The 17,805-nt window shown below is 68.6% G+C and carries 20 protein-coding genes; 12 read left to right on the top strand and 8 right to left on the bottom strand.

Annotated features, from left to right (window positions below; all coding sequences use genetic code 11):
• Positions 1 to 581: insulinase family protein (locus tag QLH51_RS03300; RefSeq protein WP_283514220.1), on the top strand; the 581-nt coding region annotated here is incomplete at its 5' end.
• Positions 582 to 720: 139 nt separating this feature from the next.
• Here the strand turns inward: QLH51_RS03300 and QLH51_RS03295 are convergent.
• Together QLH51_RS03295 and QLH51_RS03290 are read right to left on the bottom strand one after the other, a co-directional pair.
• Positions 721 to 1,941 carry an MFS transporter gene (locus QLH51_RS03295; protein ID WP_125654416.1) on the bottom strand — a complete coding sequence of 407 codons (1,221 nt, stop codon included), beginning with the start codon at positions 1,939 to 1,941 and terminating at the stop codon, positions 721 to 723.
• Positions 1,942 to 2,001: 60 nt separating this feature from the next.
• Positions 2,002 to 2,202 (bottom strand): hypothetical protein, encoded by a 201-nt coding sequence (locus tag QLH51_RS03290; protein WP_164516049.1) that lies wholly within the window; start codon positions 2,200 to 2,202, stop codon positions 2,002 to 2,004.
• Positions 2,203 to 2,215: 13 nt separating this feature from the next.
• Between QLH51_RS03290 and QLH51_RS03285 the strand changes: the two genes are divergently transcribed.
• The gene (locus QLH51_RS03285; RefSeq protein WP_164516050.1) at positions 2,216 to 2,485 is read left to right on the top strand and encodes a hypothetical protein; all 270 of its coding nucleotides are present in this window, start codon (positions 2,216 to 2,218) and stop codon (positions 2,483 to 2,485) included.
• 169 nt (positions 2,486 to 2,654) lie between these two features.
• Here QLH51_RS03285 and QLH51_RS03280 read toward each other — a convergent pair whose 3' ends face one another.
• Together QLH51_RS03280 and QLH51_RS03275 are read right to left on the bottom strand one after the other, a co-directional pair.
• Positions 2,655 to 2,975: a low molecular weight protein tyrosine phosphatase family protein gene (locus tag QLH51_RS03280; RefSeq protein ID WP_125654420.1), complete on the bottom strand. Its 321-nt coding sequence runs from the start codon at positions 2,973 to 2,975 to the stop codon at positions 2,655 to 2,657.
• Positions 2,972 to 4,762 (bottom strand): AMP-dependent synthetase/ligase, encoded by a 1,791-nt coding sequence (locus tag QLH51_RS03275; RefSeq protein WP_125654422.1) that lies wholly within the window; start codon positions 4,760 to 4,762, stop codon positions 2,972 to 2,974. The genes QLH51_RS03280 and QLH51_RS03275 overlap by 4 nt, the downstream gene beginning before the upstream one ends.
• A 102-nt stretch (positions 4,763 to 4,864) precedes the next feature.
• Here QLH51_RS03275 and ggt point away from each other — a divergent pair, with 102 nt between their 5' ends.
• Positions 4,865 to 6,613, top strand: a complete 1,749-nt coding sequence (gene ggt, locus QLH51_RS03270) for a gamma-glutamyltransferase (protein WP_125654424.1) — start codon at positions 4,865 to 4,867, stop codon at positions 6,611 to 6,613.
• A gap of 171 nt (positions 6,614 to 6,784) precedes the next feature.
• Here the strand turns inward: ggt and QLH51_RS03265 are convergent, their stop codons facing one another.
• Both QLH51_RS03265 and QLH51_RS03260 read right to left on the bottom strand, forming a co-directional pair.
• Entirely contained in the window at positions 6,785 to 7,465 is a 681-nt protein-coding gene (locus tag QLH51_RS03265; protein WP_125654426.1) for an HPP family protein, read from the bottom strand.
• The gene (locus QLH51_RS03260) at positions 7,462 to 8,448 is read right to left on the bottom strand and encodes a quinone-dependent dihydroorotate dehydrogenase (protein ID WP_125654428.1); all 987 of its coding nucleotides are present in this window, start codon (positions 8,446 to 8,448) and stop codon (positions 7,462 to 7,464) included. Before QLH51_RS03260 ends, QLH51_RS03265 begins: the two co-directional genes overlap by 4 nt.
• A gap of 400 nt (positions 8,449 to 8,848) precedes the next feature.
• On the opposite strand from QLH51_RS03260, the gene QLH51_RS03255 reads away from it, so the two are divergent.
• From QLH51_RS03255 to QLH51_RS03215, 9 genes are read left to right on the top strand one after another with little or no spacing between them, the layout of a single operon-like run.
• The gene (locus QLH51_RS03255; protein ID WP_125654430.1) at positions 8,849 to 9,277 is read left to right on the top strand and encodes an RrF2 family transcriptional regulator; all 429 of its coding nucleotides are present in this window, start codon (positions 8,849 to 8,851) and stop codon (positions 9,275 to 9,277) included.
• The gene (gene sufB / locus QLH51_RS03250) at positions 9,277 to 10,740 is read left to right on the top strand and encodes a Fe-S cluster assembly protein SufB (RefSeq protein ID WP_125654432.1); all 1,464 of its coding nucleotides are present in this window, start codon (positions 9,277 to 9,279) and stop codon (positions 10,738 to 10,740) included. The genes QLH51_RS03255 and sufB overlap by 1 nt, the downstream gene beginning before the upstream one ends.
• The gene (locus QLH51_RS03245; RefSeq protein WP_125654434.1) at positions 10,737 to 11,033 is read left to right on the top strand and encodes a hypothetical protein; all 297 of its coding nucleotides are present in this window, start codon (positions 10,737 to 10,739) and stop codon (positions 11,031 to 11,033) included. Before sufB ends, QLH51_RS03245 begins: the two co-directional genes overlap by 4 nt.
• 41 nt (positions 11,034 to 11,074) lie before the next feature.
• Positions 11,075 to 11,818, top strand: a complete 744-nt coding sequence (gene sufC, locus QLH51_RS03240) for a Fe-S cluster assembly ATPase SufC (protein WP_125654436.1) — start codon at positions 11,075 to 11,077, stop codon at positions 11,816 to 11,818.
• Positions 11,818 to 12,894, top strand: coding sequence for a SufB/SufD family protein (locus QLH51_RS03235; RefSeq protein WP_125654438.1), 1,077 nt, complete (start codon positions 11,818 to 11,820; stop codon positions 12,892 to 12,894). The genes sufC and QLH51_RS03235 overlap by 1 nt, the downstream gene beginning before the upstream one ends.
• On the top strand, positions 12,891 to 14,096 hold the full coding sequence (locus tag QLH51_RS03230) for a cysteine desulfurase (protein WP_125654441.1): 1,206 nt from the start codon (positions 12,891 to 12,893) through the stop codon (positions 14,094 to 14,096). The genes QLH51_RS03235 and QLH51_RS03230 overlap by 4 nt, the downstream gene beginning before the upstream one ends.
• Positions 14,093 to 14,551, top strand: coding sequence for an SUF system Fe-S cluster assembly protein (locus QLH51_RS03225; protein ID WP_125654443.1), 459 nt, complete (start codon positions 14,093 to 14,095; stop codon positions 14,549 to 14,551). The genes QLH51_RS03230 and QLH51_RS03225 overlap by 4 nt, the downstream gene beginning before the upstream one ends.
• A complete protein-coding gene (locus QLH51_RS03220) occupies positions 14,551 to 14,898 on the top strand; it encodes a HesB/IscA family protein (protein ID WP_125654445.1) in 348 nt (115 codons plus the stop codon). Before QLH51_RS03225 ends, QLH51_RS03220 begins: the two co-directional genes overlap by 1 nt.
• A gap of 46 nt (positions 14,899 to 14,944) precedes the next feature.
• Positions 14,945 to 16,948: a TonB-dependent receptor gene (locus QLH51_RS03215; RefSeq protein ID WP_125654681.1), complete on the top strand. Its 2,004-nt coding sequence runs from the start codon at positions 14,945 to 14,947 to the stop codon at positions 16,946 to 16,948.
• A gap of 275 nt (positions 16,949 to 17,223) precedes the next feature.
• Here the strand turns inward: QLH51_RS03215 and QLH51_RS03210 are convergent, their stop codons facing one another.
• Entirely contained in the window at positions 17,224 to 17,550 is a 327-nt protein-coding gene (locus tag QLH51_RS03210; RefSeq protein ID WP_125654447.1) for a hypothetical protein, read from the bottom strand.
• A 51-nt stretch (positions 17,551 to 17,601) separates the two neighbouring features.
• Positions 17,602 to 17,805, bottom strand: a complete 204-nt coding sequence (locus QLH51_RS03205; protein ID WP_125654449.1) for a hypothetical protein — start codon at positions 17,803 to 17,805, stop codon at positions 17,602 to 17,604.

Raw genomic sequence — 17,805 nt, 5'->3', positions numbered from 1 at the left:
TCCCCGACCATGTCGCGACCCCGGTCACGCGCACGCACAGCGGCCAGCCCAACCAGGCGGCGGCGGCGATCGCCTGGCCGACCGGTGCCGGCAGCGCGGGCCTTGCCGAAAGCCGCAAGCTGGAGGTGCTGGCCGCGGTGTTCCGCGACCGCCTGCTCGACCGACTGCGCAGCCAGGCGGGGGTCAGCTATTCGCCCAACGTCGACAATGGCTGGCCGGTCGGGCTGCCCGGCGGCGGACGGATCATGGCGATCGGCATGGTGCCGCCCGACAAGACCGGTTTCTTCTTCCAGCTGGCGCGCGAACTCGCCGCCGACCTGGCCAGGACGCCGGTGCCCGACGACGAGCTGGAGCGCGCCAAGCTGCCGGTGATCCAGATGGTCGCCCGCATGTCGAGCGGCAATATGTTCTGGATGAACCAGACCGCCGGCGGCACGCGCGATCCGGCGCGGCTGGCGGCGATCCCCGGCCTCATCAACGACATCCGCGGTACCACGCCCGCCGAATTGCAGGCACTTGCGGCGAAATATCTGGTGCCGTCAAAGGACTGGTCGATGCAGGTCCTGCCGGAGAAGAAGTAGCGTTGAACTCCTCCCCGGCATGGGGAGGGGGACCATCCGCAGGATGGTGGAGGGGGGCGTCCGCACACGAACGGGTGGCGGACGCCCTTGCTGTCCTGAAAGAAGAAACGGGTTCGCGTGAACCCCTGTCTTCTCGCTTCTACGCCGCGACCCGCTGCCGAACCGGTGCCCCCGCCAGCACGGCGATCCCCCAGATCGCGAACCCGCCCAGCGCCAGTCCTGCACCCACGACCCCGGTCGACGTCCAGCCATAGCCGGCGGCGATCGCCAGCCCGCCGGCCCATGGCCCGATCGCATTGGCGGTATTGAACGCCGAATGGTTGAGCGACGCGGCGAGGCTCTGCCCCTGCTGCGCGATGTCCATCAGCCGCGTCTGGAGCACGGTGCCGAGCGCGCCGCCGATCCCGATCAGGAACACGATCACCAGCATCGACCACAGTTGCCCCGCCGCCAGCGGATACAGCGCCAGCGTCGCCGCGCTCCACAGCAGCAGCGCGCCGGCGGTCGGCATCAGCGCCCGGTCGGCGAAGCGCGGCACGATCAGGTTGCCGATGGTCATGCCGATGCCGAACACCGCCAGCACGACCGGCACCATCGCCGGCCCCGCGCCGGTTACCTCGATCAGCGTCGAGGCGAGATAGGTATAGACCGCGAACATGCCGCCAAAGCCGATCGCGCCGATGCCGAGCGTCAGCCACAACTGGCCCGAGCGCAGCACGCCGAGTTCGGCGAGCGGACTGGCGGAACGGTCCGGCCGGTCGCGCGGCGCGACCCATGCGATCATCGCCATCGTCGCGGCGGCGAGTACCGCGACCACCCCGAAGCCCCAGCGCCATCCGATCGCCTGCCCCAGCGCATTGGCCAGCGGCACGCCGACGATCGTCGCCGTCGTCAGCCCCAGCATCACGCGCCCGATCGCCTGCGCCCGCTTCTCCACCGGCACCAGCGAGGCGGCTACCAGCGCCGCGATCCCGAAATAGGCGCCGTGCGGCAACCCGCTGAAGAACCGCGCGACCAGCATCGCGTCATAGTTCGGCGCCAGCGCGCTGGCGGCATTGGCGACCCCGAAACATGCCATCAGCGCGATCAGCACCGTCCGCCGCGCCATCCGCGCGGTCAGCACCGCCAGCAACGGCGCGCCGACCACCACGCCCAGCGCATAGGCGCTGATGACATGCCCCGCGGTCGGTTCGTCGATGCCGAGGCCGGGCGCGAAGAACGGCACGAGGCTCATCGTCGCGAACTCGGTGGTCCCGATCGCGAACCCGCCGAGCGCGAGCGCGAGGTGGACGAGGGAAGGGCTACGGGTATTCGGCACGGACACGCTCCTTGCTGCAACGCAGCATTTCGAGCGGGCCATATGGGATCGGGCGGGGGCGGTTCAACCGCCCGGAGCCATGTGCGGTATCTTCCTGCCGTATTATGACGGTATGAGCGTTCCCGCCGCGACCGATGCCGGTCGGTCCAGCCCGCCGGTCATGATCTCCATCCGGCGCGCGACCTCCCGTGCGATCCTCTCCTCGGTCTCGACGCGCTCCTCTGCGGGCAGCGCTTCGATCGCCTCCTCGGTCAGGTTCATGCTTTTCAGCACGTCGCGGCGCATCCGTTCCGCCGGGGTCAACGACAGTTCCTTTTTGAACGCGGCGATGGCGTCGTTCAGGGTAGGGGATATCTCCGTGTTATCCGGCGCAGGGTCGCGCGTGCCTGCGGACCGGTGTCGGATCGTGAAAGAGGACGGCGACATCGCGGCGGCGGTGGTCGCCAACGATCCGAACACTTCGGAAAAGGGCGTCGCGACGGGACAGGTGCCGTACGGGCGCGGGTCGCTGGTCGTCTGGTCATTTCCGATCGAGCGGATCATCGCGCTACCCCAGTCTTTCTCCGGCGGCCATGCTACAGCATGATGGTTAACGAATGCCTTGCCGCTATTCGACTTTCCTACACGATCATCGCCATGCGATACCGTTGCCCCCGCTCTTTCATCCGTTCACCGAACCGTCCGCCGACCACCCGTCCCGCGCTTGCCGTCGATACGGTGCAAGTGTGACTTTTGTGACCTTTGGCTGCCCGCTGTTACAGAAACTGCGCCATCCGCTTCGTCAGCAACGCCATCAGCGCCGGGTCCATCGCCGCATAATCGTCAGGAATATCGAGGCAGATGACCCGCTTGCCGTTCAGATGCCGGCGAAAGCGCCGCTGGACCCGCGTCCGATGCACGCGCTCCATCACGAAGATCGTGTCGGCCCACTCGATCAGTTCGCCGCTCAACGGATTGTCGGCATCGGGACTGGTCCCCGCCGACATGGTTTCCGTCCCCGGCAAAGTGCCGAACATCGCTTCGGCGGTGGGGCTGCGCAGCCGGTTGCGACTGCACACGAACAGCCAGTTCCTCACCCCCGGTACAGCGCGTCCAGCCGCTCGCCATACACGTCCTTCAACACATGCCGACGTATCTTCAGGCTTGGCGTCAGCTGCTGGTTCTCGATCGTGAAGGGTTCGTCGGCGATGATGAACCGGCGGATGCGTTCGGTGACCGACAGGTCCCTGTTCACCCGTTCGACCGCGGCGCCCAGCGCGGAGCGATAGTCGCTGTCCTCGCGCAGCCGGGCGAAGTCGCAGCGCGCGCCGCCCTTCGCGCAGAATTGCTGGGTCCATTCGGCGTCGGGCACGATCACCGCCACCATGTACGGCCGCCGGTCGCCCGCGATCATCGCCTGCGCGATCTCGTCCTGCAGGGTCAGCATGCCCTCGACCTTCTGCGGGGCGACATTGTCGCCCTTGTCGTTGACGATGATGTCCTTTTTCCGGTCGGTGATGCGGATGCGGCCCTTCGCATCGATCTCGCCGATGTCGCCGGTGTGCAGCCAGCCGTCCTTGAGCACGCGCGCGGTTTCCGCCTCGTTGCGCCAGTATCCGTGCATGACCAGTTCGCCGCGTACCAGGATCTCGCCATCCCCGGCGATGCGGACCTCGGTATCGGCCAGCGGCGGGCCGACCGTGTCCATCTTGATCCCCGCCGCCGGGCGATTGCACGAGATGACCGGCGCCGCCTCGGTCTGGCCATAGCCTTGCAGGAAGGTGAGGCCGAGCGACTGGAAGAAGCCGCCGACTTCGGGGTTGAGCGGCGCGCCGCCCGACACCATCGCCTTCAACCGCCCGCCGAAGCGCTTGCCGACCTTGGGTTTCAGCAGCGTATCCACCAGCAGTTTCGTCGGCCGGTCGAGCAGCGACGGGCCGTCCTCCTTGCCGCCGATCGCGATGGCGCGGTCGAGCAGCCACGACGACATGCGGCCCTGCTTCTGCACCGTCTTGGTGATCCGCGTGCGCAGCACCTCGAACAGGCGGGGCACGACGACCATGATCGTCGGCCGGACCTCCTCGATATTGCTCGCCAGCTTGTCGAGGCCCTCGCTGTAATAGATCTGCCCGCCCAGCCCGATCGGGAAATGCTGCCCGCCGGTATGTTCATAGGCGTGGCTGAGCGGCAGGAACGACAGGAACACTTCGTCGTCCCAGCCGAAATCCTCGGAAATCACGGTGCAGCAGCCGTTGACGTTGTGCAGGATCGCGCCGTGATGCTGCATGACGCCGCGCGGGGAACCGCCGGTGCCCGAGGTGTAGATGATGCAGGCCAGATCCTCGCGCCGGAAATCCGCCTGCGCCGCGACGCCCGCCGGGTCGGCGGGATGGCGCGCGATCAGGTCGTGCCAGTCGTGGAACTCCAGGCTCCCCTGCTGTGCGGTACGCATCGGTTCGATCATGATGATCTTTTCCGACGAGTTCGCGGCCCGCAGCGCGGCGGGCAGGACGGTGCGCGCCAGCTTCTCGGTCGACACGATGATCGCGCAGGCGCCCGAATTCTCGATGATGTGACCATGGTCGCGCACGGTGTTGGTGACATAGGTCGGCACCGTCACGCAGCCGGCCGCCATGATGGCGAGGTCGGAGATGCACCATTCGGGCCGGTTCTCGCTGACCAGCATTACCCGGTCGCCGCGCTTCAGCCCGATCGCCCGCAGCGCGGTGGCGAGGCTGGCGACCTGTCGCGCCGCCTCCGCCCAGCTGGTCGAGACCCAGGTCCCGCCGGTCTTGGCCCACAGGAACGGTGCGTCGCCACGCTCGGCGGCGCGCGCGAAGAACATCGCGACCAGATTGGGGAATCGTTCCAGTTGCCGGGCCATGTCGCATCCTTCTCCTGCCGGCGGGTGTAGGCCAGGCATAACCGTCACGGCAACGCCCGAGAGCGGGTGACGGGCGCGACGCGCTTGGCTAGACAGGGGGCCATGAGGATGTTCGCCACCACCATCGCCGCCCTTGCCACCGTTACGCTCGGTGGCTGCAACGTCCTGTCGTTCGGCAAGCGCGACATCGCCACCCCGGCGGCCGTGCCTGCGCCGTCGTCGCCGACCGCGCCGGCGGCACAGGCGCAGAAGTTCGTCGTCACCGCCAACCCGCTCGCCAGCGAGGCGGGCATGGCGGTGCTGCGCCGCGGCGGCAGCGCGGTCGACGCGGCGATCGCGGTGCAGGCGATGCTGTCGCTGGTCGAACCGCAGAGTTCGGGTCTGGGCGGCGGCGCGTTCCTGACCTATTTCAACGCGAAGACCGGCAAGGTCGAAATCTATGACGGGCGCGAGGTCGCCCCCGCCGGCGCCACGCCGACGATGCTGCTGGGCACCGACGGCCAGCCGCTGCCGTTCGCGCAGGCGGTGATGAGCGGACGGGCGACCGGCGTGCCGGGTGCGGTGCGGATGCTGGGACAGGCGCATGCCGATCACGGCACGCTCGCGTGGAACCAGCTGTTCGACGATGCCGAGGCGACCGCGCGCAAGGGCTTCGTGATCTCGCCGCGCCTGGGCCGCTTCCTCGGCGGCCGGTCGCCGCAGTTGCAGGCGGAGGATGTCCGCCGCTATTTCAAGGGGAAGGGCGGGGCGCTCGCCACCACCGGCGACCGGATCAGGAACGGCGACTATGCCGATTTCCTGCGCCGTCTCGCGAAGCAGGGGCCGGACGCGCTCTATACCGGCAAGACCGCGCAGCGCATCGTCGCGCGGACGACCAGCGGCGACCTGCCCGGCACGATGACGCTGGCCGACCTCGCCGCCTATCGCGCGGTCAAGCGCGATCCGCTGTGCGGCAACTGGCGTGCGTACATCGTCTGCACCCCGCCGCCACCGTCGAGCGGCGTCGGGCTGCTCGAACTGCTCGCGATCCTCGGGCGTACCGACATCGACAGGCGGGGGCCGAACGATCCACAGAGCTGGTACCTGTTCGCCGAGGCCAGCCGGCTGATGTACGCCGACCGCGACCTGTATGTCGGCGATCCGAAGTTCGTGAACGTGCCGGTCGCCGGGTTGCTGGCCCCGGCGTACATCGCTGGGCGTGCGAAGCTGATCGGCCCGTTCGCCGCGGCGGCGCCCGCGGCCGGGGTGCCGGCCGGCGTGGTGACGGCGGCGGCGGACACCACGCGCGAACCGATGGGGACGTCGCACTTCATCGTCGGCGACGCGGCGGGCAACGTGGTGTCGATGACGACGACGGTCGAAAGCTTCTTCGGTACCGGGCGGATGGTCGACGGCTTCTTCCTCAACAACCAGATGACCGACTTCGCCTTCTCACCGCGCGATGCGCAGGGCCGGGAGGCCGCCAATGCGGTCGCGCCGGGCAAGCGGCCGCGGTCGTCGATGACGCCGCTCGTCATGATCGACCGGCAGGGCAGGTTCGCCGGTGCGCTGGGATCGGCGGGCGGCAACGCGATCCTCGCCTATGTCGGCAAGTCGCTGATCGGTGCGGTCGAATGGAAGCTGCCAATGCAGCAGGCGCTGGCGCTCCCCAACCTCGTCGCGCGCGGCAACAGCTTTCAGGGCGAGGTGACGAAGTTCTCGCCGGAAGTCCTGAACGGGCTGGCGCAGCGCGGTATCCGGTTGCAGCCGGGGCAGGGCGAGGATTCAGGGCTGCACGGAGTCATCATCCGCGACGGCAAGGTCGATGGCGGCGTCGATCCCCGGCGCGAGGGCAAGGTGATCGTAGAGTAGAAGAAGGTTGGTTCACGCGAAGGCGCGGAGACGCGGAGGGCGCGCGCACCGGGCAAGCCGCTTGCGATCGGCAGACCGTATCGCACGTTGCCACGATGTATGAGGCCGCCGGCGCGGATAAGGTTGCCGATGACTCGACCTCCTCCGCGTCTCCGCGCCTCCGCGTGAACCCTATTTCTTCCGCCGAACCTGCGCGAAATGCTCCGCCCGTTCGAGCAGCAGCGTCAGATCCTCCCGCGCAATATCGAACGCATCGGGCGTCTCGGCCAGCGCGGCGTCGATATCCTCCAGCCGAACCCCGCCCGGCTCGGCCGCCGCCGCGACGGCCGCCGGTGACGCCGGCTGGTGCGGATAGCTGAGCGCGGTCATCCGGTGATAGAACATGCCGATCGCCACCAGCGCGATCGAGTTGATCCCGACCGGCGCGAAGGCGAAGGCATAGCCGGCATCGTGGATCCCCGCGCTGCCGATCACCGCGGTCAGCGCTGCGGCACCGCCCGGCGGGTGCAGGCAGCGCGCCAGCGACATGGCGAGGATCGCGCAGCCGACCGCCAGCCCGGCGGCGATCGTCACGTCCGGCACCCATTGGAACACCGCGACGCCGATCAGCGTCGACAGGATGTTGCCGCCGACCACCGGCCAGGGCTGCGCCAGCGGGCTGGCGGGCACCGCGAACACCAGCACGGCCGACGCCCCCAGCGGCGCGACGATGATCGGCAGGTCGCTGCCATAGGACGGGAACTGCCCACAGACGAGGATGGTCAGCGCGATGCCTATGCCCGCGCCGACGCACGCGACGATCCGCCGTCCGAACCCGGCATTGGCGAGCAGCGGGCGGAACCAGCCGCTCACAGCCCGGCGACGATCCGCTGCGCAAGGCCCGGCCCTTCATAGACCAGCGCGCTGTAGAGCTGCACGAGGCTGGCCCCGGCATCGAGCCGCCGCCGCGCCTCGTCCGCCGATCCGATTCCGCCCGCCGAGATGAGGGGCAGCGCATCGCCCGCGATCTCCCGCGCCTCGACCAGCTTGGCGAGGGCCAGCGGCGCGAGCGGCGCGCCCGACAGCCCGCCGGTTTCCTTCGCATTCGCCGATCGCAGCGTATCGGGGCGCGAGATGGTGGTGTTCGACACGATCAGCGCATCGACCCCGCCGTCGATCGCGGCACCGATCGCGACCGCCATCCCGTCACGCGACAGGTCGGGCGCGACCTTCAGGAACAGTGGTACGCGCTTGCCATTCACCTGCCGCGCGGCGTCGCTGGCGGCAATCAGCTGGCCCAGTTCGGGCTGCGATTGCAGGTCGCGCAGGCCCGGCGTGTTGGGGCTGGAGATGTTGATCGTGACATAATCGGCCAGCGGCGCGGCCTTGGCGACGGCGGTGCCGTAGTCGGCGATGCGGTCGGCCGAATCCTTGTTCGCGCCGACATTGATGCCGATGATGCCGGGGCGGGGGACAAGCGCCGCGACCCGCGCCAGCGCCGAGTCGATCCCGCCATTGTTGAAGCCCAGCCGGTTCACCACGCCCCGGTCCTCGGGCAGGCGGAAGATGCGGGGCTTCGGATTGCCCGGCTGCGGCTTCGGCGTCAGCGTACCGACCTCGACGAAGCCGAACCCCAGCCCGAGGAAGCTGGCGACCGCCCGTGCGTCCTTGTCGACCCCGGCGGCGAGTCCGACCGGGTTGGGAAAGCGGATGCCGGCGACCGTCACCGCGTGCCGGTCATCGCTTTTGGGTGCGAGCGGCGCACCGGCCTTTCCCCATGCCTCCAGCATCGCGATCGTGAGCGAATGCGCGCGTTCGGCGTCGAGGGCGAAGAGGAGGGGATGATACCAGGCCATGGGTGGCGCTTTATCGGGGAGGGCGGCGGGAAGGAAGGTTCGGTTTCACGCGGAGGCGTGGAGGCCGGAGAAGAGAGTGGTTCGCGCGGAGGCGCGGAGACGCGGAGGCTGTCGTGCCCGCGGATGGGTCAGCCGCGCCAGCGGCCTTCATGCTATTGGCTGCCCAAAGGATGAAAGTCTCGCTGACGCGAGATGGAGCAGCGAGCGCAACCCCTCCGCGCCTCCGCGCCTCCGCGCGAACCAACTTCCTTCTTCTCTTCGCGGCATCGCGCCTTCGCGTGAAACCGAATCCTTCCCGCCGCCCGACAATCGATCACACCGATCGAAACAAACCCGGTTGACCAATCGACCGCACCGCACCACATGCCAATCCGACCGGATCGATCCGATTAAGGAAACCATGCGCCTTTCCAGCCTTGCCGACTATGCCGTCGTCCTGCTCGCCGCCACCGCGCGACGCGGCGGGGATGCGCGCGTTACGGCGACCGTGCTGGCGGAGGAGACCGGACTGCCGTTGCCCACCGTGCAGAAGCTGGTCAGCCGCCTGTCCGCCGCCGCGCTGATCGAAACCGGACGCGGCAGCGGCGGCGGCTTTCGCCTCGCCCGCGCGCCCCATGCGATCGACCTGGCGCAGATCATCGAGGCGATCGAGGGGCCGATCGCGCTCACCACCTGCGTCGATGCCGCGCGGCATGACTGCGCGGTGGAGACGAACTGCATGATCCGCCCCCATGCCGGCACGGTCAACGCCGTGGTCCGGGGGGCGCTTGCGGGCGTGACGCTCGCCCAACTCGCGAACACCGGGGCGATGCCCCAAGAGGTAGTGTGATGGCCACGAAGAATGCCGAGGCGCTCGCCGCCGCGAACAAGAAGTACGAGTGGGGGTTCTCCTCCGACATCGAACAGGACTTCGCGCCCAAGGGGCTGAGCGAGGACACCGTCCGCTATATCAGCGCCAAGAAGAACGAGCCCGAATGGATGCTCGACTGGCGGCTGAAGGCGTTCCGCCTGTGGCAGACGATGGAGGCCCCCGACTGGTCGAAGCTGAACATCGACCCGATCGACTATCAGGACGCCTATTACTACGCCGAGCCCAAGGCGAAGCCGAAGCTCGGCTCGCTCGACGAGGTCGATCCCGAGATCCTGCGCGTCTATGAAAAGCTCGGCATCCCGATCGAGGAGCAGAAGGTGCTCGCCGGGGTCGAGGGGAGCCGCAGGGTCGCGGTCGACGCGGTGTTCGACAGCGTGTCGGTGGCGACGACCTTCCGCAAGGAGCTGGAAGCCGCCGGCGTCATCTTCCGCTCGATCTCCGAAGCGATCCGCGAATATCCCGATCTGGTCCGCAAATGGCTGGGCAAGGTCGTGCCGCAGCGCGACAATTTCTTCGCGACGCTCAACTGCGCGGTCTTTTCGGACGGCACCTTCGTCTACATTCCGGAGGGCGTGCGCTGCCCGATGGAGCTGTCGACCTATTTCCGGATCAATGCCGAGAATACCGGCCAGTTCGAACGCACGCTGATCGTCGCCGACAAGGGCAGCTATGTCAGCTATCTCGAAGGCTGCACCGCGCCGATGCGCGACGAGAACCAGCTGCACGCGGCGGTGGTGGAGCTGGTCGCGCTCGACGATGCCGAGATCAAATATTCGACCGTCCAGAACTGGTATCCGGGCGACGAGAACGGCAAGGGCGGCATCTACAATTTCGTGACCAAGCGCGCGCTGTGCCAAGGCAGGAACAGTAAGGTGTCGTGGACGCAGGTCGAAACCGGATCGGCGATCACGTGGAAATATCCGTCCTGCGTGCTGGCGGGCGAGAACAGCGTCGGCGAATTCTACTCGGTCGCCGTCACCAACAACCGCCAGCAGGCCGATACCGGCACCAAGATGATCCATCTGGGCAAGGGATCGCGCTCGACCATCGTGTCGAAGGGGATCAGCGCGGGCCGCAGCGACAATACCTATCGCGGGCTGGTGCGCGTCGGCCCCTCGGCAGAGGGCGTGCGCAACTTCACCCAGTGCGACAGCCTGCTGCTCGGCGACCAGTGCGGGGCGCACACCGTGCCCTATATCGAGGTCAAGAACCCCTCGGCGCAGATCGAGCATGAGGCGACGACCAGCAAGATTTCCGAGGACCAGATGTTCTACGCGATGCAGCGCGGACTGGATTCGGAGGCGGCGGTCGCGCTGATCGTCAACGGCTTCGCGCGCGAAGTGCTGCAACAGCTGCCGATGGAGTTCGCGGTCGAGGCGCAGAAGCTGCTCGGCATCAGCCTGGAAGGATCGGTGGGATGATCGTGCTGGCGCTTGCCTTGCAGGCGGCGGCACCGACCGCGCCCTATGCCGACTGCCTGTCGCAACGGATCAACGCCGACCCGCGCATGGAAAAGCCGCCCGCCGAAGCCGCCGCGCGCGTCGCGATCTTCGACGACGCGGCCAGAGCGTGCGCGCCGGTCCGGGCGAAGGTGGCGAAGGCGCACGCGCCGATGCTCGACAGGATCGATGCGTCGATGAAGGCGGTGCTGACCAACCCGCAGGCGGCCGAGGCCGAGTTCGGAACCGAACCGGTGGCCGGCGAGACGCCGTAACAAGAGATTTGCGGGCGCGGCCCGCACGAACAGGACGGAACATGCTGAACATCGAAAACCTCCACGCCGAAATCGACGGCAAGGAAATCCTGAAAGGTCTTTCGCTCACCGTGAACGCGGGCGAGGTCCACGCGATCATGGGACCCAATGGCGCGGGCAAGTCGACGCTCGGCTATGTTCTGGGCGGTCGTCCCGGCTATGAAGTGACCGAAGGCAGCGTGACGTTCGGCGGCGAGGACCTGCTGGAGATGGAGGCCGATGCCCGCGCCGCCGCCGGCCTGTTCCTCGGCTTTCAGTATCCGGTCGAGATTCCCGGCGTGTCGAACGTCCAGTTCCTGCGCGAGAGCCTGAACAGCCAGCGCCGCGCGCGGGATGAAAAGCCGCTGTCGGGTGCCGAGTTCCTGAAGCTCGCCCGTGCGCAGGCCGATGGCCTCGGCATGGAAATGGACATGATGAAGCGCCCGGTGAACGTCGGCTTTTCGGGCGGCGAGAAGAAGCGCAACGAGATGGTGCAGATGGGCATCCTCGACCCCAAGCTGGCGATCCTCGACGAAACCGACAGCGGCCTCGACATCGACGCGCTGCGCATCGTCGGCGACGGCATCAACCGCATCATGCGCCGCCCGGACAAGGGCGTGATCCTCATCACCCACTACCAGCGCCTGCTTGACTATGTGCAGCCCGATTTCGTCCACGTCCTCGCCGATGGCCGCATCGTGCGGTCGGGCGGCAAGGAACTGGCGCACGAACTGGAACGCGAAGGCTATGGAGCGGTGGCGGCGTGATGGCGACGCTTCCCACCAACCGGCAGGAGGCGTGGCGCTGGACCGATCTGGCTGCGCTGAGCGCGGCTGCGGCCAGTGAACCGACCGAAGCACCGGGTGCCGATGGCTATTGGCTCGGCCTGCCCGGCGCGCGGATCGTGTTCGTCGATGGCGCCTATGTCGCTCACCTCAGCACGCCCGGTCATGTCGCGGTGTCGCGACTGACGCTCGACACCGCGCATCCGCTGGGCGTGCAGGCGTCGGGCGCGGACGGCTGGTCGATCGACCTGTCGGCTGCCGAGGTCGTGGAGCCGGTGCAGATCGTCCATGTCGCGACCGGGGGCGAGAACCATGTTCCCGCCCGCCTGACGCTCGACGAGGATGCGGTCGCGTCGGTCGTCGAAACCTATGTCGGCAGCGGCTGGACCAATCGCCTGACGCAGATCGATCTCGAACGCGGTGCGCGCCTGATGCGCAGCGTCCGCCTGCTCCAGTCGGGCGGTTTCGTGTCGATCCGCGACGAAGCGGTTGTGGGCGAGGGCGCGAGCCTCGTCAGCCAGTTCCTCGGCGCCGGGGGCATGGGCAGCCGGATCGACGCGCTGCTCACGCTCGACGGGGACTCGGCGTTCGTCGACTATGGCGGCGCGCTGCTGACCCGCGAGGACCAGCGGCAGGAATGCGCCGTCGCCGTCCGCCATGCCGCGCTGAACGGGTCGAGCCGCCAGACGTGGCGCGCCGTTGCCGCCGACCGCAGCCAGGCGAGCCTCGCCGCCCGGGTCGAGGTCGCGCGCGGCGCGCAGAAGACCGATGGCGAACAGTCGCTGCGCGGGCTGCTGCTGCAACGCACGGCCACCGTGAACCTCAAGCCGGAACTCGAAATCTTTGCCGACGACGTGAAGTGCGCGCACGGCGCGACGGTCGGCGAACTCGATGCCCGCGCGCTGTTCTACCTGCGCAGCCGCGGCGTCAGCGAGGCGCGGGCCAAGGCGCTGCTCACCACCGCATTCGTGGCGGATGCGATCGACCGGATCGGCGACGAAACGGTGCGCGAGGCATTCCGGGCGGATGCCGATGCGTGGCTGGATGCGGCGCTTTGACCGGCACCACCCCCCTCGACCGTGTGCGCGACTTCCCCGCCATTCCCGATGGCTGGGCGTATCTCGACACCGCCGCCACCGCGCAGAAGCCAAGGCAAGTGATCGACGCGATCACCCGCGCCTATGACACGACCTATGCCACGGTGCATCGCGGCGTGTACCAGCGTTCGGCCGACATGACGCTGGCCTATGAAGCCGCGCGCCGCCGCGTCGCCGGCTTCATCGGTGCCGCCGCGCCAGAGGAATGCGTGTTCGTCCGCGGCGCGACGGAGGGGATCAACCTCGTCGCGCAGGGCTGGGCCGAACGCCACCTGAAGGCCGGCGACCGCATCCTGCTGTCGATGCTCGAACACCATTCGAACATCGTGCCGTGGCAGCTGGTCGCCGAGCGGATCGGCGTCGCGATCGACGTCGTGCCGCTGACGCAGGACGGCCGGATCGATCTCGACGCGATGGCGGCGATGATCCGGCCCGAGCACAGGCTGGTCGCACTGGCGCATGTCTCGAACGTGCTGGGATCGGTGCTCGACGGTCGTCGCGCCGCCGACATCGCCCATTCGGTCGGGGCGAAGCTGCTGCTCGACGGGTGTCAGGCGGTGCCGCGCATCACCGTCGACGTCGCCGCGCTCGACTGCGATTTCTACGTCTTTTCGGGGCACAAGCTCTACGGCCCGACCGGCATCGGCGTGCTGTGGGGCCGTCCCGACCTGCTGGGCGCGATGCACCCGGTGCAGGGTGGCGGTGCGATGATCGACCGGGTGACGTTCGAACGCACCACCTATGCCCCGCCGCCCGCCCGGTTCGAGGCGGGGACGCCGCACATCGTCGGTGCGCTGGGGCTTCATGCCGGGATCGACTATGTCGAGGGCATCGGGCTCGATGCGATCCACGCCCACGAAACCGCGCTGGTGGCCGCGACCCGCGACGCGCTGGGGCGGATCAATTCGGTGCGCCTGCTCGGCCCCGACGATTCCGCCGGAATCGTCAGTTTCGTGGTGGAGGGGGTGCATCCGCACGATGTCGGCACCATCTTGGACGAGGAACGCGTCGCGATCCGCGCCGGCCATCATTGCGCGCAGCCGCTGATGGACGTGCTGGGCGTGCCCGCCACCGCGCGGGCCAGCTTCGGCGTGTATAACGGACCGGCCGATGTCGATGCGCTGGTACGCGGACTGGAACGGGTAAGCAGGATTTTCGGATGAACGACGAGCAGCATATCGAGGTCGAGGAAGTGACGGCGGTCCCGTCGCCGCCCCGCGCCCGCGTGACCGATGCGGAGGAGCCGCGCCGCCGCGACTATCTGGGCGATTTCCTCGCCAAGAAGCCGGTGCCGGTCGCCGACGGTGAACCGGGCGGCGATATCTATGAAGCGGTCGTCCAGTCGCTCAAGGAAATCTTCGATCCCGAAATCCCGGTCAACATCTACGACCTTGGGCTGATCTACGGCGTCGACGTGGCCGACAACGGCCATGTCGCGGTGACGATGACGTTGACCACGCCGCACTGCCCGGTCGCGGAATCGATGCCGGCGGAGGTCGAACTGCGCGTGTCGGCGGTGCCGGGCGTTTCCACCGCCGACGTCAACCTCGTCTGGGATCCGCCATGGGACCCGCAGAAGATGTCCGACGACGCCAAGCTTGAACTGGGAATGCTGTAATGGCCACGCGCGTCCGCCCCGCCGCGATCAACTTGACCGCCAATGCCGAGCGCCGCGTCGCCGACCTGATGGCGAAGGCGCCGGCGGATGCGATCGGCGTCAAGCTGTCGACCCCGCGCCGCGGCTGTTCGGGGCTCGCCTATTCGGTCGATTACGTCACCGCCGCCAATGCGATGGACGAACGGATCGAAACGCCGGGCGGCACCTTCTTCGTCGATGGCGGATCGATCCTCTACCTCATCGGTTCGACGATGGATTGGGTCGAGGACGATTTCACCGCGGGCTTCGTCTTCGCCAACCCGAATGCCAAGGGCGCATGCGGGTGCGGGGAGAGCTTCACGGTCTGATCGTCCTCTGTAGGGGGCGGGTGTGAAGCGGTTCTTGTTGCTGGCCATGTGGCCGGGCGTGGCGGCGGCACAGGACGCGCCCGAAATCGTCGTCACCGGCCGCGGCCTCGCCGATACGCCGGGCGACCGCGCCTTCGACATAGTGACGATCGGGCGCGACCGCATCCTGTCGTCGGCCAGCGGCCGGGTCGAAGATGTGCTGCGCGACGTCGCCGGCCTGCAGCAGTTCCGCCGATCGGACTCGCGGAGCGCCAACCCGACGTCCCAAGGCATTACCCTGCGCGGTCTCGGCGGCAACGCATCCAGCCGTGCGCTGCTGCTGCTCGACGGCGTGCCGCAGGCCGATCCGTTCGGCGGCTGGGTCGCCTTTCCCGCCTATGCCACCGACCGGCTGGGCCGGGTGCGCGTCACGCGCGGCGGGGGCAGCGGCATCGCCGGGCCGGGCGCGCTGGCCGGCACGATCGAACTCGACAGCGCGATGCCCGCCGACCTGTCGCCCTTTGCCGCCACGATTGCGGGCGGCAGTCGTGGTTCGCTCGACGCACGCGGATCGGCGGCGCTGGTACGCGGCGGCGGGTTCGCGACGCTATCGGGTGCCTATGCCCGCGGCGACGGCTTCATCCCCGTCGTCGCCGGCGATCGTGGCCTGGCCGACCGCGCCGCGCCGTTCGAGCAGGCGAGCGCCGCCGCCCGCGCTGTCGTGCAACTGGCCGCCGGAACCGAGCTTCAGGCCAATGTCGCGGCCTTCACCGACCGGCGCGACCGCGGGCTCGACTTCACCGACAACCGCAGCGAAGGGGCCGATGCCAGCGTCCGGCTGGTCGGGCGCGGACCACTCGACTGGTCGCTGCTCGGCTATCTCCAGACCCGCGCCTTTGCCAGTCGCTTCGCCAGCGTCGGGGCAGGGCGGGCATCGACGACGCTGACGCTCGACCAGTACAATGTCCCCGCCACCGGCATCGGCGGCCGTGCCGAGATCGCGCCGCGCTTTGGCGCGGTGTCGCTCCGGCTGGGCGGCGACCTGCGCATCGTGACCGGCGAGACGCAGGAACTCTACACCTATGTCGCCGCCAGCCCGACGCGGCGGCGCGTCGCGGGCGGGCGCAACACGACAGCCGGGCTATTCGCCGATGCAAGCGCGACCGCGGGCGACCTGCTGTTCACCGCCGGTGGCCGGATCGATCGCTGGACGATCGCAGATGGGCGGTTGCAGGAGGCAGCGCTGGCCGGTGCGACGCTGACCGACCAGCGGTTCGCCGATCGGCAGGGGTGGCAGCCGACCGGGCGGGCCGGAGTGGCGTGGACGCCCGACCCGGCGGTCACGCTGCGCCTGGCGGGCTATCGCGGCTGGCGGTTGCCGACGCTCAACGAACTCTATCGCCCGTTCCGCGTCGGCGCCGACGCCACGGCTGCCGATGCGGCGCTGGCGCCCGAAACCCTGTGGGGCGGGGAGGCCGGGATCGAGTTGCGTCCGACGAACGGGGTCCGGCTCGCCGCGACCGCCTTTGCCAACGACCTGCGCGACGCGATCGCCAACGTGACCGTCGCCAGCGGGCCGGGGACGTTTTCGGGCGTCGGTTTCGTCTCGGCCGCAGGGGTATTTCGTCGCCGCGCGAATCTCGACCATGTCCGCGTGCGCGGCGGGGAGGTCGATGCGTCGGGGCAATGGGGTGCGCTCGCGGCGCGGCTTTCCTATGCCTATACCGACGCCCGCGTCCGCGACGGCGGGATTCTCGACGGTCTGCAACCGGCGCAGACCCCGGCGCACAGCGCCTCGGCGACATTGGGCTGGCGGCAGGACCGCTGGCAGGCGGCGGCGACCATGCGACATGTCGCCGGCCAGTTCGAGGATGACGCCAACCAGCGCCGGCTGTCCGCTGCGACGACGCTCGACCTGATCGCGACGCTGCCCGCGACCCGCTGGCTGGCGTTCGAGGCGCGGGCGGAGAATGTCACCGATACGCGGGTCGAGGCGGCGATCGGCGGCGAAGGCGTCGTCGAACGCGCGACTCCACGGACCTTGTGGCTGGCGGTCAGGCTGGGCGGCTGATGTCTCGTTTTGCATCATTAGCCCGGAGCAAATCGAGACCTCTGCGAAAGTCTCGAACAGAGCCAATTCCTTGCCGTACCCCGGCGAAGGCCGGGGTCCAGTTGGAAAGGTTCTTCCGTATCTTGCCAATGCCCGCCAACTGGGCCCCGGCCTTCACCGGGGTACGGATCGGAGGCTTTTGCAGAGGTCTCACTTGATCCCGTGCCCCGCTTCTTCCGGTAACCGGTTCAGGCATGATCGAAACGGCGCCCGCCTTCGCGAGCGCCGCTGCTCCGTCAGGCGCCGGTCTGCGACGCCATGCTGCCACGCGGTTCGACGATCGACGGCGCCGGCCCGGTGGCGGGGCGCAACGCCTCGCGTTCGGCGGCGGATACCGGAGCGGTCGGATCGGGCCGGAACGCTTGTGGTGCGCGGTCGCCGGCCTCGGGGCGCGGCTTGTCGAGCGCGAGGTCGGGTGCGGCATGGCCTTCGACCGGCTTTCGGCGCGCGAGCAATACGCCGAACAGCCCGACCGCGACACCGGTCGCGGCCAGCACTACCCTCCGCAGCGTCGATACGCCGGCGGTACGTGATTTCGGCTTGTGTTTCTTATGCTTGGCCATGATCGATCCTTTTCGCCTGTCGCCGGTCCAACGACCGGCAGGCGGACAGGTTCAATCGACGGTGTCGCTCCGGCGCGCGGTTGCGGCTTCGCGGATCAGCCGCTGTTCGGTCGTCCGTTCGGCGCGGTCGGCCATTTCGGTCCAGGCATGTTCAGCCCGGCGGCAGCGATCGCGGACATTGTCGAGCGTCGCGGCTTCGGCATTGGCCCGTTCCACGGCGGCGCGGGCGCGGTAGGCTTCGGCGGTATCGGCCAA

Origin of the sequence: Sphingomonas sp. 2R-10 (assembly GCF_030062225.1) — a bacterium.
GTDB lineage: Bacteria > Pseudomonadota > Alphaproteobacteria > Sphingomonadales > Sphingomonadaceae > Sphingomonas.
This window is presented reverse-complemented; position numbering and strand designations above follow the sequence as displayed.

What these genes read in the sequence shown, in the direction of transcription:
- QLH51_RS03295 (WP_125654416.1), bottom strand. Translation starts at nt 1,941, where the DNA reads ATGGCCCGCTCGAAATGCTGCGTTGCAGCAAGGAGCGTGTCCGTGCCG.
- QLH51_RS03215 (WP_125654681.1), top strand. Translation starts at nt 14,945, where the DNA reads ATGTGGCCGGGCGTGGCGGCGGCACAGGACGCGCCCGAAATCGTCGTC.
- QLH51_RS03255 (WP_125654430.1), top strand. Translation starts at nt 8,849, where the DNA reads ATGCGCCTTTCCAGCCTTGCCGACTATGCCGTCGTCCTGCTCGCCGCC.
- QLH51_RS03260 (WP_125654428.1), bottom strand. Translation starts at nt 8,448, where the DNA reads ATGGCCTGGTATCATCCCCTCCTCTTCGCCCTCGACGCCGAACGCGCG.
- sufC (WP_125654436.1), top strand. Translation starts at nt 11,075, where the DNA reads ATGCTGAACATCGAAAACCTCCACGCCGAAATCGACGGCAAGGAAATC.
- QLH51_RS03245 (WP_125654434.1), top strand. Translation starts at nt 10,737, where the DNA reads ATGATCGTGCTGGCGCTTGCCTTGCAGGCGGCGGCACCGACCGCGCCC.
- QLH51_RS03235 (WP_125654438.1), top strand. Translation starts at nt 11,818, where the DNA reads ATGGCGACGCTTCCCACCAACCGGCAGGAGGCGTGGCGCTGGACCGAT.
- QLH51_RS03275 (WP_125654422.1), bottom strand. Translation starts at nt 4,762, where the DNA reads ATGGCCCGGCAACTGGAACGATTCCCCAATCTGGTCGCGATGTTCTTC.
- sufB (WP_125654432.1), top strand. Translation starts at nt 9,277, where the DNA reads ATGGCCACGAAGAATGCCGAGGCGCTCGCCGCCGCGAACAAGAAGTAC.
- QLH51_RS03210 (WP_125654447.1), bottom strand. Translation starts at nt 17,550, where the DNA reads ATGGCCAAGCATAAGAAACACAAGCCGAAATCACGTACCGCCGGCGTA.
- QLH51_RS03220 (WP_125654445.1), top strand. Translation starts at nt 14,551, where the DNA reads ATGGCCACGCGCGTCCGCCCCGCCGCGATCAACTTGACCGCCAATGCC.
- ggt (WP_125654424.1), top strand. Translation starts at nt 4,865, where the DNA reads ATGAGGATGTTCGCCACCACCATCGCCGCCCTTGCCACCGTTACGCTC.
- QLH51_RS03225 (WP_125654443.1), top strand. Translation starts at nt 14,093, where the DNA reads ATGAACGACGAGCAGCATATCGAGGTCGAGGAAGTGACGGCGGTCCCG.